Source organism: Clostridium ljungdahlii, assembly GCF_001636845.1.
In the GTDB taxonomy this organism is placed as follows: Bacteria; Bacillota; Clostridia; order Clostridiales; family Clostridiaceae; genus Clostridium_B; species Clostridium_B ljungdahlii_A.
Genome location: NZ_LITT01000010.1, coordinates 43,414 through 57,886, shown reverse-complemented (window position 1 = coordinate 57,886; position 14,473 = coordinate 43,414). Strand labels below are relative to the sequence as shown.

At 30.9% G+C, this 14,473-nt stretch carries 14 protein-coding genes; all 14 read left to right on the top strand.

The genetic code is table 11. From position 1 onward, the window contains the following. The first annotated feature begins 13 nt into the window (after window positions 1-13). The 14 genes from WY13_RS05260 to WY13_RS05195 all read left to right on the top strand — a co-directional run bounded on the left by WY13_RS05260 (window position 14) and on the right by WY13_RS05195 (window position 14,158). Window positions 14-1,435 (top strand): cell wall-binding repeat-containing protein, encoded by a 1,422-nt coding sequence (locus WY13_RS05260; protein ID WP_063554661.1) that lies wholly within the window; start codon window positions 14-16, stop codon window positions 1,433-1,435. A 163-nt stretch (window positions 1,436-1,598) separates the two neighbouring features. After that, window positions 1,599-3,881: a hypothetical protein gene (locus tag WY13_RS05255; RefSeq protein ID WP_063554660.1), complete on the top strand. Its 2,283-nt coding sequence runs from the start codon at window positions 1,599-1,601 to the stop codon at window positions 3,879-3,881. 240 nt (window positions 3,882-4,121) lie between these two features. Beyond that, window positions 4,122-5,150, top strand: coding sequence for a hypothetical protein (locus WY13_RS05250; RefSeq protein ID WP_063554659.1), 1,029 nt, complete (start codon window positions 4,122-4,124; stop codon window positions 5,148-5,150). 148 nt (window positions 5,151-5,298) lie between these two features. Beyond that, window positions 5,299-5,610: a SpoVG family protein gene (locus WY13_RS05245; protein ID WP_082848392.1), complete on the top strand. Its 312-nt coding sequence runs from the start codon at window positions 5,299-5,301 to the stop codon at window positions 5,608-5,610. Window positions 5,611-5,785: 175 nt separating this feature from the next. Then, window positions 5,786-6,115, top strand: coding sequence for a hypothetical protein (locus WY13_RS05240; protein ID WP_063554658.1), 330 nt, complete (start codon window positions 5,786-5,788; stop codon window positions 6,113-6,115). Between the two features lie 40 nt (window positions 6,116-6,155). Continuing rightward, window positions 6,156-7,217, top strand: coding sequence for a ParM/StbA family protein (locus WY13_RS05235; RefSeq protein WP_063554657.1), 1,062 nt, complete (start codon window positions 6,156-6,158; stop codon window positions 7,215-7,217). A gap of 254 nt (window positions 7,218-7,471) precedes the next feature. Then, the gene (locus WY13_RS05230; protein WP_063554656.1) at window positions 7,472-7,819 is read left to right on the top strand and encodes a hypothetical protein; all 348 of its coding nucleotides are present in this window, start codon (window positions 7,472-7,474) and stop codon (window positions 7,817-7,819) included. Window positions 7,820-7,851: 32 nt separating this feature from the next. Then, on the top strand, window positions 7,852-8,448 hold the full coding sequence (locus tag WY13_RS05225; RefSeq protein ID WP_063554655.1) for a hypothetical protein: 597 nt from the start codon (window positions 7,852-7,854) through the stop codon (window positions 8,446-8,448). Between the two features lie 307 nt (window positions 8,449-8,755). Next, window positions 8,756-9,706 (top strand): hypothetical protein, encoded by a 951-nt coding sequence (locus WY13_RS20385; protein ID WP_082848391.1) that lies wholly within the window; start codon window positions 8,756-8,758, stop codon window positions 9,704-9,706. 86 nt (window positions 9,707-9,792) lie between these two features. Further along, window positions 9,793-9,999 (top strand): hypothetical protein, encoded by a 207-nt coding sequence (locus WY13_RS05215; RefSeq protein ID WP_063554654.1) that lies wholly within the window; start codon window positions 9,793-9,795, stop codon window positions 9,997-9,999. 143 nt (window positions 10,000-10,142) lie between these two features. Further along, on the top strand, window positions 10,143-11,228 hold the full coding sequence (locus tag WY13_RS05210; protein WP_063554653.1) for an Ig-like domain-containing protein: 1,086 nt from the start codon (window positions 10,143-10,145) through the stop codon (window positions 11,226-11,228). A 268-nt stretch (window positions 11,229-11,496) separates the two neighbouring features. Further along, window positions 11,497-11,832 carry a YnfA family protein gene (locus tag WY13_RS05205; protein WP_063554652.1) on the top strand — a complete coding sequence of 112 codons (336 nt, stop codon included), beginning with the start codon at window positions 11,497-11,499 and terminating at the stop codon, window positions 11,830-11,832. 362 nt (window positions 11,833-12,194) lie between these two features. Continuing rightward, window positions 12,195-12,650, top strand: coding sequence for a GNAT family N-acetyltransferase (locus WY13_RS05200; RefSeq protein ID WP_063554651.1), 456 nt, complete (start codon window positions 12,195-12,197; stop codon window positions 12,648-12,650). 473 nt (window positions 12,651-13,123) lie between these two features. Continuing rightward, the gene (locus WY13_RS05195; RefSeq protein WP_063554650.1) at window positions 13,124-14,158 is read left to right on the top strand and encodes a helix-turn-helix domain-containing protein; all 1,035 of its coding nucleotides are present in this window, start codon (window positions 13,124-13,126) and stop codon (window positions 14,156-14,158) included. Window positions 14,159-14,473 lie beyond the last annotated feature (315 nt).

Sequence of the window (14,473 nt, the reverse complement as noted above, 5' to 3'; positions counted from 1 at the left end):
TGGAGGTAATGGGATGAAAAGTAAAAGATTAATGGCAATAATAATGTCAGTAGCTGTATGCATATCACTTTTAGGAATGACTAAATTTTCAACAAATAACGTTGTAAAAGCAGATACGCAAACGGTACAAGCTCCAAGTAATATAACAAGGCTTGATGGAACGGATAGATATGATACTTCTGCCAAGATAGCACAATACGGATGGAAGCAAGCAGATACGGTTTTTATAGCAGGAGCGGAAAATAATAATGATTTTGCAGATGCTATAGCGGGTACACCACTTGCACATGCTTATGATGCGCCTATACTTTTAACTAGAGTATCAGCATTACCGGACGATATTAGGGCTGAAATAACAAGTCTTACACCTAAAAATATTGTAATTCTTGGTGGAACAGGGGTTGTATCACAAGGCATAGAAGATGGACTAAAGGCAAAAGGATATAATGTAACTAGGATAGCGGGACAAACTAGATATGATACTGCTATTCAAATAGCAAAAGAGTTGTGGAACAAATATCCTAGCACTAACGACAAGGTTGGTTCAGATACAAGCGTCATATTAACAACGGGTAAGCAATTTCAGTATGCTATGAGTGTTGCAAGCACAGCAGGAAATACAGCAATATTATATTCAGATGGTGATACTTTAAATTATGATGTAGAAAATTTGATAGCAGGAGATAAAAACATCCAAAGTATAGATACTATAGGTGGAAGTAAAGTCTTGGAAGTAAAAGGTGATTTGTATAATGGTAATCTTTCACTATTCAATATAGATAACTGTAATAACATTACTGAACTTAAAAAGGATGAAGGGTTTTTAGAAAATTATAATGGTGTGGCTGTAGCAAGTGATACTATATTCCCTGATGCACTTTCAGGTTCGGCTTTAGCTGCAAAGCTAGGATATAAATTAGTTCTAAGTAATGGAAAAGATTTTCCTTATACTGTTGATTCTACTCAGAATCATTTGTCGGGAGGGTTAATCTTTGGCGGTACTCAGGTAATGTCAGACAGTATGACTTCTAAGATATCAGCTATATTAAATAAGAACATACCAGCTAATCCTAATGGGTTGAAAGATTCGGATATAATACCATTTGCTGATGATGGGTTTAAAAGAGATGCAGAGCAAGCATTAGGTAAAACTAATATAACCCTTGCTGATGCAAAAAAAGCTACGTCTTTAACTTTATATCAGAATAGTAGTGATGGTGGATATCAGATAAATGACTTATCTGATATCAAATATTTTAGTGGTATATATGATTTAGATTTAGAAGGTGGCAAATTGCCGCAAAATATTGGTGCAATAAATTCTCTTTATAAACTTGAGGGACTTTATTTAGAAAAGTGTACTTTTAATCAATCGGATATTTCTACAATATCTAAAAATATAAAGATTGTATCAGATGGTAAAAAAATAAATTGAATAGGTAAAAATAAGGAATTGAAGTTAAAAACTTTGGTTCCTTATCTTTTATTTAAGAAAAGATACAATAATAACCCCAAAAATAAATAAGAAATAATCAAATTTTTTAAAAGTAGATTTGAATTATAGTAAAAATATAAATGCGAAAGGAGGTATAAGTTTAATGCTAAAATTGAAAAAAAGAACTATAAAGAAAACTATTTTATCACTTCTTGTATGTATTGGTGTAGCGGAAATAGCAATTATTAATGTGGTAGGGACAAAAACTAGTGCAAATGGTCATAATAGTAATTGGGAAATATATAAAAACGATATTTTTTTAAATTCAAATAATTTAAAAAAGAGCTTGGACCGAGCAGTCAAAAATGATCCTTCTGCCGGTAACGAAGGTACAACACATATCGTAAAAGATTATATGGATAATTACGATAAGAACTATAATTCATATACTGTTGTGGATTCACTTGCAGATGGCAAACCGGTTGGCGATCCAAGTATTCCAGAAGTTGAAGGGGATAAAAGAATTTCTAATGAACACCTTTATCTGAATACTACTTATTTTACAGATGCTAATTGTCAGAAGAAATCCTCAGCCTGGTATAATAGCACCTATGGACCGTTAATCGACTCCGAGGTAGGTAACCGCAATCAGTCTTCTCAGGAAGAAGATTCTGTGGATTTTGCAAATCTATTATTCTCTCAAGGCAGCGATAGAGTATATGTTGCATCTACTGAACCTTTATATTATCTGCGTGATGCAAAAGCGATAGCAACTCTTTATGGTAGTAAATATCCTATACTATTCTCAAGTTCTAAGGATTCCAGTTTAGCATCAAAATTAGCCAATTTAAAAGCCAAACATGCGGTTTTCCTTGGTGGTACAGGGGCAAATGGTGGAGCTGCTGTATTTTCATCACTCACTGGTGTTGGGACTACTGGTACAGATATGGTGAGAATAGGAGGTACAAGCTATGCACAAACTGCAAGGTTTGTAAAAGAGCTGCCTGAGAATGTTTATGATAATCCAGAGCAGCCTGATAACAACTTAGACAGTAAGTATTCTTTAACATCAGATGGATCTATAAATCCTAGTGTTGAAGCTTCAATTTCCCAAAGGTTAAAAAACAATGATTTCACTGGAGCTGTAAAACTAGCATTATCAACTAAAGTAGGTAATGCTAATCCACATGCTGAAACAAATATACAGTTTGGTACTCCTGCACTTACAATAGGAGGTTTTGATGGTGCACCTACAGGTGATGCAAAAAAAGATGCACAAAATGAAAAATACCTTAAGGTCTATCTTTGTAATCCTAGTACAGGACAAATTGTATTTCAGTATTTGGAAGCAGGATTTAAGTTCACTCCAACAACTCCAAATAGCGGTATAGTAAATCTTACTGTAGATGTAAGCCCTAGAGATGCTGGAACAGTTACATTAGATGGAAAGACAAGTGGAACTGACGGTACCATAAGTGAAAATAAGAGTCTTACTGATGGTAAAGCAGATTATAAAATTACTCAATCTGCAAGCACCAAGGCACCATCACAAAGCCACTGGCAATTTGACCATTGGGGAGTGATGGAAGGTGATAATGTAAAACCTGATAGCAGCAACAATGTTTCGATAAGCAAGAGTACAACCCTTGTTGCTTACTATGTGCTGAAAAGTGATGCCAAAGATAAGATTTATGGAGACGAAAGTTCTACACTTACAGTAAATGCTACCGTAGATGCTACATGGTATAGAAAAAATGAACCCCATAAGGCACCGGATACAGGAGCAACAATAGCAAAAGAGGGACAGCTTGTTACTTTTACAGTTAATACATCTTCTGATGATTATAGGCGTCCTATAACTGATAGCAGGGGGTGGCAGGACTCACATACACCGAATAATGTTATTTACAATCAAGGTGGTTTCTATGGTATTTTGTTTGGAAAAGGAGAAGAAGCCTATGATTTCGGACACTGGGTACACCACCGTCATAGTTCACATTGGGTATCTCATTGGAAATATCGACAGGATTATGAAGGGACTATATATAGAAGTCCTGTACAATATTTTTCAGCAGCTATACTTCAATTCACATTTCCAGATAAAATTAGCCATACCACAGGAGAAGGTCTCAATAGAGCTCTAAAAGATAACTTGAATCTATGTCCTATAAGTTCTTATATGCAATGGTACATGCAGTCAATACCAACACTTTCGGCAAGATATTATGATGGGGAGATATGGAAATACAATGCTGAAAAAGTAGAATTCTATGTACCTATGACTACTATGGTAACTATAAAAGATGATGGTGTGAGGATAAGAGATCCGTATATAATTAAAATTCATGCTATAGAAACCAACGGATATATTACAGCAGATACTACAGTTAGGCTTGATATAAAAGGAAATGTATATCAGGGAATATATACGACACCTATAGGATAGAGATGTAGGGAATTACTGAATTTTAAGTAGTTCCTTATTTTTTATCTTTAAAGTACCACATATTAAAAGCAAAAGGAGTTTAGTTAATGCTTTTATAAGTAACAATTGGTATTGGCTGCTAGGCTAACAGATTTTAAGGGAGGCTAAATTGAAAAGTTAGAAAATCAAGTGTATTGAAATTAATAAAATTATATCCTAAATTATCTAAAAATTTGGTATAATAAAAGTAGGTGAAAAGACATGATAAAAAACGAAGAAGTAAAATTAGATGGAATCTTAAAAACATTGTTTTCAACATCCCACCAGGTACTTATAAATTTCATAAATCAGATGTTTGATGTAGATTATAGTGAAGATGATGTTATAGTCATTCCAGGAAAAACAGAATTTCCGCTTGAAGATTTCAACTATGATTTTATAAAAGCAGACTTAATACTTAATTTTTCTCGTAAGGAGAGGAAGACAGTATATCATATCGAGTTCCAGACTAAAAATGATACATCAATGGCTATAAGGATGTTTCAGTATGGGTTCCATATAGGAAAAGAAGATAGTATACTGGATAATAATACAAAAGTAGTATATTTTCCAAAACAGCTGGTTATCTTTATAGAAGAAAATTCAAAAATAGAAAATGAGTTAAAGCTTAAAATTGTATTTCCAAGTGGGGAAGAAGTTAATTACACTGTTCCTGTAATGAAATACTGGGAGTATACAGATAGAGATTTGATTGATAAAAAATTATATATACTGCTGCCGCTTCAAATATTTAAATTTAGGAAAGTATTTGAGAGTATAAAGAAAAGAAAGGGAAGCAGTGATACAGATTTTGAAGAGATATTATTAAAAGCTAAAGATCTGGCATACAGGCTTGCAAAAGAGATATCTGAACTTAATAATGAAAAAGAAGTTCTGGATAATGATTTCAACAGTATGCTGGTAGCAATTCAAAGTCTTATGGCGTATTTGAATCAAAACTATTGTAAGAATGAAAATATAGAAGAAGAGGTGAGTAAGATGATAAAATCTTTTTATGACCCTGCTGTAGAAAAAAGAGGAATAGAAAAAGGACTAAAAGAAGGACGCAAGGATGGATTATTACAGGGATTGGAGAAATTGCTTGGTATTAAATTTTCTGATACTTCCTATATGAGTACAATAAAGGAGATAGAGGACGAGAATACCTTGAATTCTGTATTTGAGGATGCAGTTAAAAGTAATTCTATTGAAGAATTTAAGGAAAAATTGAAACAAAAAAAATTGAATTAGAATCAAGACTTGTTTATTATAGCAGGCCTTATTTTTTTCAAAAAAATACTGAGAAAATATCACGAAATTACCCAATAAATAATCCAATAATAAGACATAAATTAAATTACGTGTGTATGTTACTCTATATAAGAATTATAAAACATATATGAGGAGTGATAACACTTGGAAATATCAAATATTAGAATATCAAAAAGCAGGTTCTCTTTTAAAAGATAATCCAAATAGTAAGGTACTTGCCTATGTAGCAGTTACTTTGGAAGATAGCATACGATTGGATGATATAAGGATTATAAATGGAAGTAAGGGAACATTTTTAGGTTTTCCAACACGGGTAAGAAAAAATGGTTTAAGAAAGAATATTGCTTATCCTATTTCAAGGGAAGCAAGGGCAGCTATAACTTATGCTGTAATGGCTAAGTATAAAGAAGAAGACATAGCTAAAGAATCAGTAAGTTGAGTTTAATAGTAGATAAATTTGTAGGGCTTTTTATGTTATGAAGTCCCATAAATTATTTACGTATACATTTCATTTTGACTTGTTTTGATTAGCTTCATCAGGATAAGCCTGATATAATATATGTAGACGGATATTATGTTTAAGAGAAAAATATCTGTAGGAAAGTAATCATATCATGGAAAAACAATTATCGAAGAAAAACAAGGCCATTCTTGACATGGCCATAGAAAGGACACATCTGTATTTACAATCACAAGGTACTGTTAATTTTGAACAATTCTATTTAAATTTCATAAGAGGATTTTCAAGTTTAGTATTAATTGAAGATGAAAAATTCAAACGCATTATAAGTGAGCCGGATGATATTGAAATGGCAAATAATGTCCTTCAGTATATAGTGAATTTGAAAGAAGACCATCCCATTTACAAGGATCTTAGGCAATATATATCTTTCCCTAATTTCATGCAGGAAGATATACTGGTAAATTCAATTCATATTATTTGAGAACTTTCAAAAAGAGAAAATATATTTTAGGAGGCTGGATATGTATAAGATAGGATTAGATTTAGGATATAAATATACAAAAGGTGTAGCTGACAATGGAAAGAAAGTATGTTTTTCTTCAATTATTGCCCAGGATAAATCTTCAAGAGTTGATAGTGATATTAAAAAGTTTTTTTCTAAACAGTACCAAAATACAGGAATCGAAAATAATCTATATATAACTATTTCAAACGGAAAGTATAAGGAAAGATTTAAAGTTGGAAATGCAGCCATAAATGAAAGAAATGTTAGGTCAACATTTTTAGATAACAAATGTAACAGTATAGAAAATAAAATATGTTTGGCAGCAGCTTCATCTTTATTATTTCCAGAAAAAGAAGAAGATATATTTTTAGTATCGGGATTGCCTATTTCAAGCTTCACTCAACAAAAAAGCTTATTTAGGGACATGCTCTTAAATTATAACTTGACTGTTGAGATACCGAAATACAATGTAAAAAAGCATGTTAAATTCCAACGGGTTGAGCTGGTACCCCAGGGTCTTGCAGCTATATATGCGGCTGTATGGGAAAATATAAAAAAGTATTCTATACCAGGAAGCTATATTGGGCTTATAGAATGGGGAGGTAAAACGGTTGATTACGCCGTTTTTCGTATAGATGATGCAGGGTTTCCGCAGTATGTTCCTGAATATTCAGGCACTATTGATGGTGGGATGTTTCAAATAGAGAATGATGTCAGCACCCTATTTAAAGAAAAGCATGGCGCTGAACTTATTTATAGTAATTTGTTGAGACTAATTCAAACAGGGAAAGTGTATTTTAACAGAGAGCAGCTTGATTTTTCACAAGACATTAAAGACATAAAAAGGTATAGGGCTGAAAAAGTACTTAATGAGATTACAAAGAAATGGACAGATATAATCTTGTATTTTAATGCAGTTTTTGCATCTGGTGGAGGAAGTATAGACATGTTTGATTACTTGAAAGTTGTTTCAGAATCTCTAAAATTAGAGCTGGATAAGGATTCTCAAATGGGAAATGCACTTGGATATCATAAGATTGCAGAACTTGCAGAGCTAAAATCTAAGGTTAGACATTAAATATAATTTGTAACGGCTGTGATTAACTGATATTGCAGCCGTTACTAGTATAGTTACAATGAAATCGTAACAGAATAGTGTAACGTACCTTTAATTCAGTAATATAAAGGTTTTTATAAGAACTAATTATTAAAGATGTAACGATTAAGAAAATATCCATACATCATTTCGTAACGAAAAATATTAATTGAGCATCTAAACTTTGTATAATCAAAGCTTTGCTGTGTAACGTTTCGAAGAAAGAGGTCAAAAATATGAAAAATGTTATTAGAGATTCTGAGGATGTTACTGTAAGGTTTAGGATAAGAAAAAATCCTGATGATGATAAGATTAGAAAATTATTTTCTGGATGCACTACAAATAAAGAAAGGTCAGATCTAACCAGGGAAGCTCTTAATTTTTATGCAGAAAATAAGGATAAAGTCAATGTTTTAAATAATGTAGAGAAAGACATACAGAAAGTACTTTTAAAAATTGATGAACTAAAGTCTTCAGGTATTGAAATAAAAAGTAGTGGTATTGAAACTAATTTATATGATAAGGAATCGGAAGAGGCCAAGGATAAATGGTCTAGTGCAGTTGAAGATATATTTAAATTCTAGTTTTGTGTTATATGTGAAGGAGGTTATGTACTATGGGAAAAGAAGAAAGGATAGAATATATAGATACTTTTTTTGAGAGTGACACCAAAACTAAAGAAATGATAGATATGATTAAATCACTGGAACGGTTTAGAATGTTTTTGTATAAGAGTGCTGCAGAGCATGTTAAATTGGTGAAATCTTTAGCTTTAAGTCCTGAATATGAGAAAAAATTTAGAAGTGCTGTGGAAAATAACTGGACTTCAGAATATAATGGAACCCGCATAGAAGTCTATGTGCCTGAGGTGCCTCCAACTGTTTATACTAAAGTTAGAAATGAGGCAGTTGGCTATTTTATAGAATTGTGGAAGTATAAAACCAAAGACGTTTTAAAAAATTATAACCTTCATTTTGAAAGGGTATTTGTATGGCTTAAATGCTATAATCCAGTAACTCCCTATGATATGGATAATAAGTTTATTAAGCCTTTTTTAGATGGTATAAGGCAGTCTAATATAATAAAAGATGACAGTTTTAAAATTGTTAAATACGGTATGGAAGGGTTTCTTGATAGAAAAAATCCACACATGGAATTGTATATATTTGGAGATGACAATATGCCTGAGTTTATTAAAAAGGGCATTTTTTAACCTCAAAAAGGTATACAAAAACCACTTAAAAATGCTTACCTAAAAATGCGGGTTTGCGGGATCAAAAAGGTATACAGAAATGACTTCAATTTGTGCAAGTTAAATATGTATATACAAAAAACACCTCAAACCCTTGCAGTTCCTTGACTTTCAAGATTGAAAAAAGAATGCTTTAAGGCACTTAATTGATTTTTATTGATAAATTATATTTAAGGTATTTTTAATATATAAAATAATGCTTAAAAAGGATGCAGCTCAATGATAAAACAGGAAATTGTATTAGTAAAAGAATGGGAAGGAATTACTTATGATTAGGATTCAAAGACGAGATGAATATCTGCTTAAAAAGATAGGTGAATATGGAATTCTAAATAATAAAACAATAGATAAAATATATGGAAGTGCAGTTCAATATCCTGTACGTAGGAGGAAAAAGTTAGCTGATGCAAAGTATATTATAAAAAATAATAAATACTGCAGCCTTGGCGTAAAGGGGAGAAAGTATCTGGAAGATGAATTAGGAATAGAACATATAAGGGATGTTGCATCTGCAAAATATATAAGAACACGTATTGGAAAAATAGCAGAGGTACTTATAGAGCTTGAGACAATTTATAATACGTATCCAAGTTGGGAATTAAAGGACAGTGATATTATAAGTGAAAGAAAAGATAAGTACTATGGAAAAATAGTAAGCAAGATAAATGGCAAATCCTATTTTGTTTATAACTTAGGTGGAATTACAAGCACAAAGTATATAAATAAAGCCGTAAGTTTAAAAAAGAGATATATACAGAAAATTAGAGAAGAAATAATAAGTAAGTCACAGGGAGGAAAGATAGAACGGGTAATACTTTTAGCTGAAGATAAAGCGGTTATGGATCTGTATAATGAAAGCCTTGTGTCTTTGAATGTAAAAGAACAGCTTATAATTCCATGGCAAGATCTTGGTTTTGACTTAATTAGAAAGATAGGCAGTGAAAATATAGAAGAAAAGGTTATGGGATATCTCTATGAGGACTATGATTCCCCTGATTGGGCATATGCCGACTATACAACAAAAGAGGGACAGGTTGTTATTTTGGTAACTAATGATGGAGAGAAAATAGTAAAGGTAAAGCAGAGTCAGATGATAAATAGGTATAATAGAACAGATAAATTTAAATTAGTAGTTGTATGCCTTGAAAGCCAATATGGAAAATTCAAAAGAGAGTTTGAAAACTTGGCAATAAAAACTGTACCAGACAGTATACTATAAAGGTATACTATTTACATATAGTATTAAAATAATACGACGATAATTACATGGCATAATTTTTTATGAGGAAGGTGAGAAAATAAAAAATGAAGGACAAGTATTTTGATGAATTGATAGAAGAAGGTAAAAAGGAAATTGGTAAAAATAGTAATATTACTGTAGATTTGAATAATAAGTGGAACTGTGAACTAATAAAGTATTTACTAAAGGCTGCTTATGAGGATGGAGTAGAGGAAGGAAAAGGTATAAGGGGTCAGGAAATTATAGATATGTTAAATAGAAGGTACTGCTAAAATAAAAATGGATGTAAAATGAAAATTGAATAATGTGATATTAAAAATATTTTATAATAATTAAGTTGATGAAAGCATGAAGATGAATTGTATGTTATAATTTTCATATATAGTTAAATTTAGTGAGAGGAAGTATACTAGTGATGAGTAATTTAAAAACAATTACAATTGCATCTTTATTTATGCTGATGTTGCCATTTTGTGCATATACTTGTGTTTATGCTAAGGAACTGCCTCAACAAAATGGTGTATCTATTAATAAAATATGGAATATAAAGTTTAATCAGAAAATCGATGATAAAACGTTATATAATAATATAACTATAACAGATTCTAGCGGAAAAATGATTGATACTATTTTAAGCTTGAAAAATGATTGCAAAACAGTTACAGTAACTCCTAAAGTCAAATATACACCTGGTGAAGTTTATAAAATAACTATAAATAAGAATGTTAAGTCATTAAAGGGAAGAGCAGCTTTAGAGGCGGTTACTAAAGTTTTTTCAACTCAAAGTCAGGAAGATATACTTGCCCATTTACCTCCAACAGATTGGAATCCATTTACAGCTTCTAATGAAGAACTTACATATTATGGCTATCCATCTAGACCTAATGATACGGAACAATTAAAAGAATGGAAAGAAAGTGTTACAGGTGGATGGTATAATCCTGAATCAGATACGATTCCTAACCATAGCCATACATGTATTCCTTGTAAAATTGTGTGGAATAAGCAAGTATATGCTGTAGATGGCAGATGTGGACCAATAAATGGGCAAAAAATTGGACAAACCAGTGATGGGGGATATATATATCAAATACCTGGAGTTAGCAGTTCATATGGCGTCATTTTAAAATTTAGTGATAAAGATGGACATAGGTGCACAAAAATTAATTATAATGCAAGCGATGCTTTATCTATGTTATTCTCAGATCCAAGTGAAATCTCAGGAAAAGTTGGTAATTTACAATTTCCTCAATCAGCAACTAAGATTAAAACGTCTGTTAATGTTGAAAATAAAAGTATACCAGTAGAGCTTGAAACAAAAGTAGATGAATCAGATAAACCAACATATATTATTACATTAATTGAAACTTGGAATACTAAAGGATATTACTATAATGGCTGTACCCAAACTGTGGGAAAGCATTATTGGAGGTTTAGAGTACTCCCAAATGGATATGACTATTTAGATCAAGGAGGAGATGTTCCGCCTCAAACTAAGTAAATAATAAATAGTTTGCTAAAGCACCGTATTATTCAGAAATGAATTTTGGGGTGTTTTTATGTTTGTAAATCAAATTTTATATGTATAAATCAATAAATTTGAATGTATAGATGCTATTTGATAATTGAATAATGCAGTGTTAAAGATACCTATACTTTTTATATACCTGTGAAAGTATATGAAAAAATGTGGTACAATTTTTATATCAATTAAATCACAATCGTAAAGGTATTACGAACTAATTTTAAAAACAAAGAAGGAATTATTTATGGAAATATTTAAATCAATATTTTATTTTGTATTAGCAGGAGTATTTGAAATAGGCGGAGGATATCTTGTATGGTTATGGTTAAGAGATGGTAAAAGTATATGTTACGGTTTAGTTGGAGCTGTAGCATTAATTATTTATGGAGTTATACCAACATTACAACCACCAAGTACCAGTTTTGGACGAGTATACGCAGCATATGGTGGAATATTTATCGTTCTTTCAATTCTATGGGGATGGAAAATAGATAATGTTATTCCAGATAAGTTTGATTTAATTGGAGGAGCTATCGCACTTATTGGAGTTTTAGTAATTATGTATTATCCAAGAGGATAGAAATTGATTTAATTTGCATTTTTCTTAAGTTATATGTTAATAAAAATAAAAGGTCATCTGCTATTCCCTGCACTGGATTAAACACTAAAGAGTAGTATATATAAAATTGAATTTATAGTGAATTTATAAATGTTAGAAAAAAGGCAATTGGGTGGAGCATTGGCTAGAATGAAAGTATAGAGTACAAATAACAAATATTTTTTTAGTAACTATTCAGGCATTAATAATAAAATTAAATATTGTTAATACCTGAATAGTTACTTGTTACGTTAAATTCTTATTATGTGACTTAAAAGTAAATTTTTAAGTAAAGTAAGCAAATGTGAATTAAAGATTGTTTATTTTAGGCTGGTGGTGATACTTTGCTGGAAATCGTTAAATTAAACCCAAAATATTGTGATATTCTTGCGAATATTTTGTCTACAGATATAGCATTACATAAATTTTTATCTCCAAATCAAGCAATGTTAGAAATATCTGGTGATGATTACTATAAGGGCTGTTTAAATTGGGAAAACAAAAGGAACGGTCATAATTTTTGCATATTATCTAACAAAATTCCGATAGGTTCAATATCTTATATTCATAAAGATACTGAAAGTGCCTCTGTTGGTATGTGGATTTCAAGTACCTATTGGAACTTAGGATTAGGAACGCAGATACTCGAAATATTTATGACAATGATAGAAAAGAACAATTATATGTACCTAATAGGAAGTATTCAAAAATGGAATCCACGTTCAAAAAGAATGTTTGAAAAATGTGGTGCTATTTTTAAAGAAGATGAAAATAGATGGTATCCAACATTCATAGTATGAATATAACTCTTATTACATATTTTCCTTAAAAGACGTATCAATCATTGATGCGCCCTTTTGTTATATTAATTACCATAGTTTAGATAATTTGTTCGTGGACATGTTCACTGATATTACACAGTTTTTTTTATAAATAGCAATTTGATATTATAACATTTACTTTTCAGTACATGATACGAATGCTGCTTTTACCCCAACTTGTTTATATTTTATTATTCTAATTTTATAATTAATTCTTCTTTTCTAGTCTTAACCATTGGTATAATCTTAGTAGAGCTATATTTGTAAGTGAAAATATGTATCACAAGTAATATCCTGAATACTTTATCAAGAAAATTAAGTTAACCAGTGGTTAATTTTTGTGAATAAAAAATGAAAATGCTTCAATTGTTTAAACTACATAGCTTTGATATGATTTAATTAACAGGAGTTGAAGTTAACTAAATGTATAGATAAGTGAAGGAGTTTATTTTATGAGAATAAGTGAAGTTATTAGAAATTGTAGAAAAAAAGAAAATCTTACTCAAGAACAAGTTGCTAATTATTTAAATATTAGTGCACCGGCAGTGAACAAGTGGGAAAATGGAATATCATATCCAGATATAACGTTGCTATCACCTCTCGCACGTGTTCTGAAAATTGATGTTAATACTCTATTAGCATTTAATGAAAAATTAACAGAGACAGAAGTTAATAAACTTGGAAAAGAAGTTAGTGAAATAGCCTCAAAAGAGGGTTTTAAAAAGGCTTTTGAAAGAGGCAGCGATTTAATCAAACAGTATTCAATCAGTGATGAATTAATACTCAGAATATCATCAATATTAAGGTTATTTTTAGTTACACACCCAATGGAAGAAAAGGATAAATATGAGGAGAAAATTATTGCTTGGATTGAACTTGCAGCAGCAAGTAGCAATGAAAAGACAGCTTCTATGGCGAAGATATCACTATCTGCAATATATAGAGAGAAAAAAGATTATGAAAAAGCTCAAGAAATATTAGAAAAAGTTCCAGATATGGATCTAGACACGGAGAAAAAAATTCAACAGGTACTGCTACTTGAAAGCAGCGGGAAATTTGATGAGGCTTACAACGTTTGTGAATACATATTATTTAGAGATGCACATGAAGCATTGGTAGCTTTATCTTTTATAATAAAGATGCTATTAAAAGAAAATAAATTTACTGAGGCAGAAGAATACAAAGAGCGTGCAAAAAGTATAGTTGAAGTATTTGATTTAGGATTGTATCAGAAATATGAATTAGATTTATATTTAGCAGTGGAAAAACAAGATAAAGAAAAAACTATAGAGACGATTATAAATATGGTAAACGAAGCAGACAGTATGGATACTATGAAGTCAAAGCTATACAAGCATAGAAAATGGAAATCATCCAATAGTTGGAGCAAAGATAAATATGAAAGGTTAGCAAAAATGAGAATTAAAAAAGACAAAAAACTTGATTTTGTAAAAGATGATCCTAGAATAAAATTTCTGCTGGAATAATACTAAAATTGATAAAGTATCTAATTATAAAGATTGGACACTGCATAAGTATAAAATGTGAAAACATCGCTTATGATAATTATTGTGAACTGTATCACAAATATAGATAACCGAATTAGGTATCATATGTGGATTTCTTCCACCTGCAGAGGTGGGGTTTTTTTATATAAAAATTTAAATTATAAACAAGTTAACTGTTCCGCCTTTAAGATTTTACCGCATATTAAAAGTGAGAAATAAATTTGGTTAATGTCCGTAATTGGGTAACATTTAGTTTTGGCCGTACAGCTAACGACATATTGATATTAGAAACTG

Bases quoted from the DNA above. Each gene is read 5' to 3' on its own strand.
- WY13_RS05260 (WP_063554661.1), top strand. From the start codon at position 14: ATGAAAAGTAAAAGATTAATGGCAATAATAATGTCAGTAGCTGTATGC.
- WY13_RS05255 (WP_063554660.1), top strand. From the start codon at position 1,599: ATGCTAAAATTGAAAAAAAGAACTATAAAGAAAACTATTTTATCACTT.
- WY13_RS05250 (WP_063554659.1), top strand. From the start codon at position 4,122: ATGATAAAAAACGAAGAAGTAAAATTAGATGGAATCTTAAAAACATTG.
- WY13_RS05245 (WP_082848392.1), top strand. From the start codon at position 5,299: ATGAGGAGTGATAACACTTGGAAATATCAAATATTAGAATATCAAAAA.
- WY13_RS05240 (WP_063554658.1), top strand. From the start codon at position 5,786: ATGGAAAAACAATTATCGAAGAAAAACAAGGCCATTCTTGACATGGCC.
- WY13_RS05235 (WP_063554657.1), top strand. From the start codon at position 6,156: ATGTATAAGATAGGATTAGATTTAGGATATAAATATACAAAAGGTGTA.
- WY13_RS05230 (WP_063554656.1), top strand. From the start codon at position 7,472: ATGAAAAATGTTATTAGAGATTCTGAGGATGTTACTGTAAGGTTTAGG.
- WY13_RS05225 (WP_063554655.1), top strand. From the start codon at position 7,852: ATGGGAAAAGAAGAAAGGATAGAATATATAGATACTTTTTTTGAGAGT.
- WY13_RS20385 (WP_082848391.1), top strand. From the start codon at position 8,756: ATGATTAGGATTCAAAGACGAGATGAATATCTGCTTAAAAAGATAGGT.
- WY13_RS05215 (WP_063554654.1), top strand. From the start codon at position 9,793: ATGAAGGACAAGTATTTTGATGAATTGATAGAAGAAGGTAAAAAGGAA.
- WY13_RS05210 (WP_063554653.1), top strand. From the start codon at position 10,143: ATGAGTAATTTAAAAACAATTACAATTGCATCTTTATTTATGCTGATG.
- WY13_RS05205 (WP_063554652.1), top strand. From the start codon at position 11,497: ATGGAAATATTTAAATCAATATTTTATTTTGTATTAGCAGGAGTATTT.
- WY13_RS05195 (WP_063554650.1), top strand. From the start codon at position 13,124: ATGAGAATAAGTGAAGTTATTAGAAATTGTAGAAAAAAAGAAAATCTT.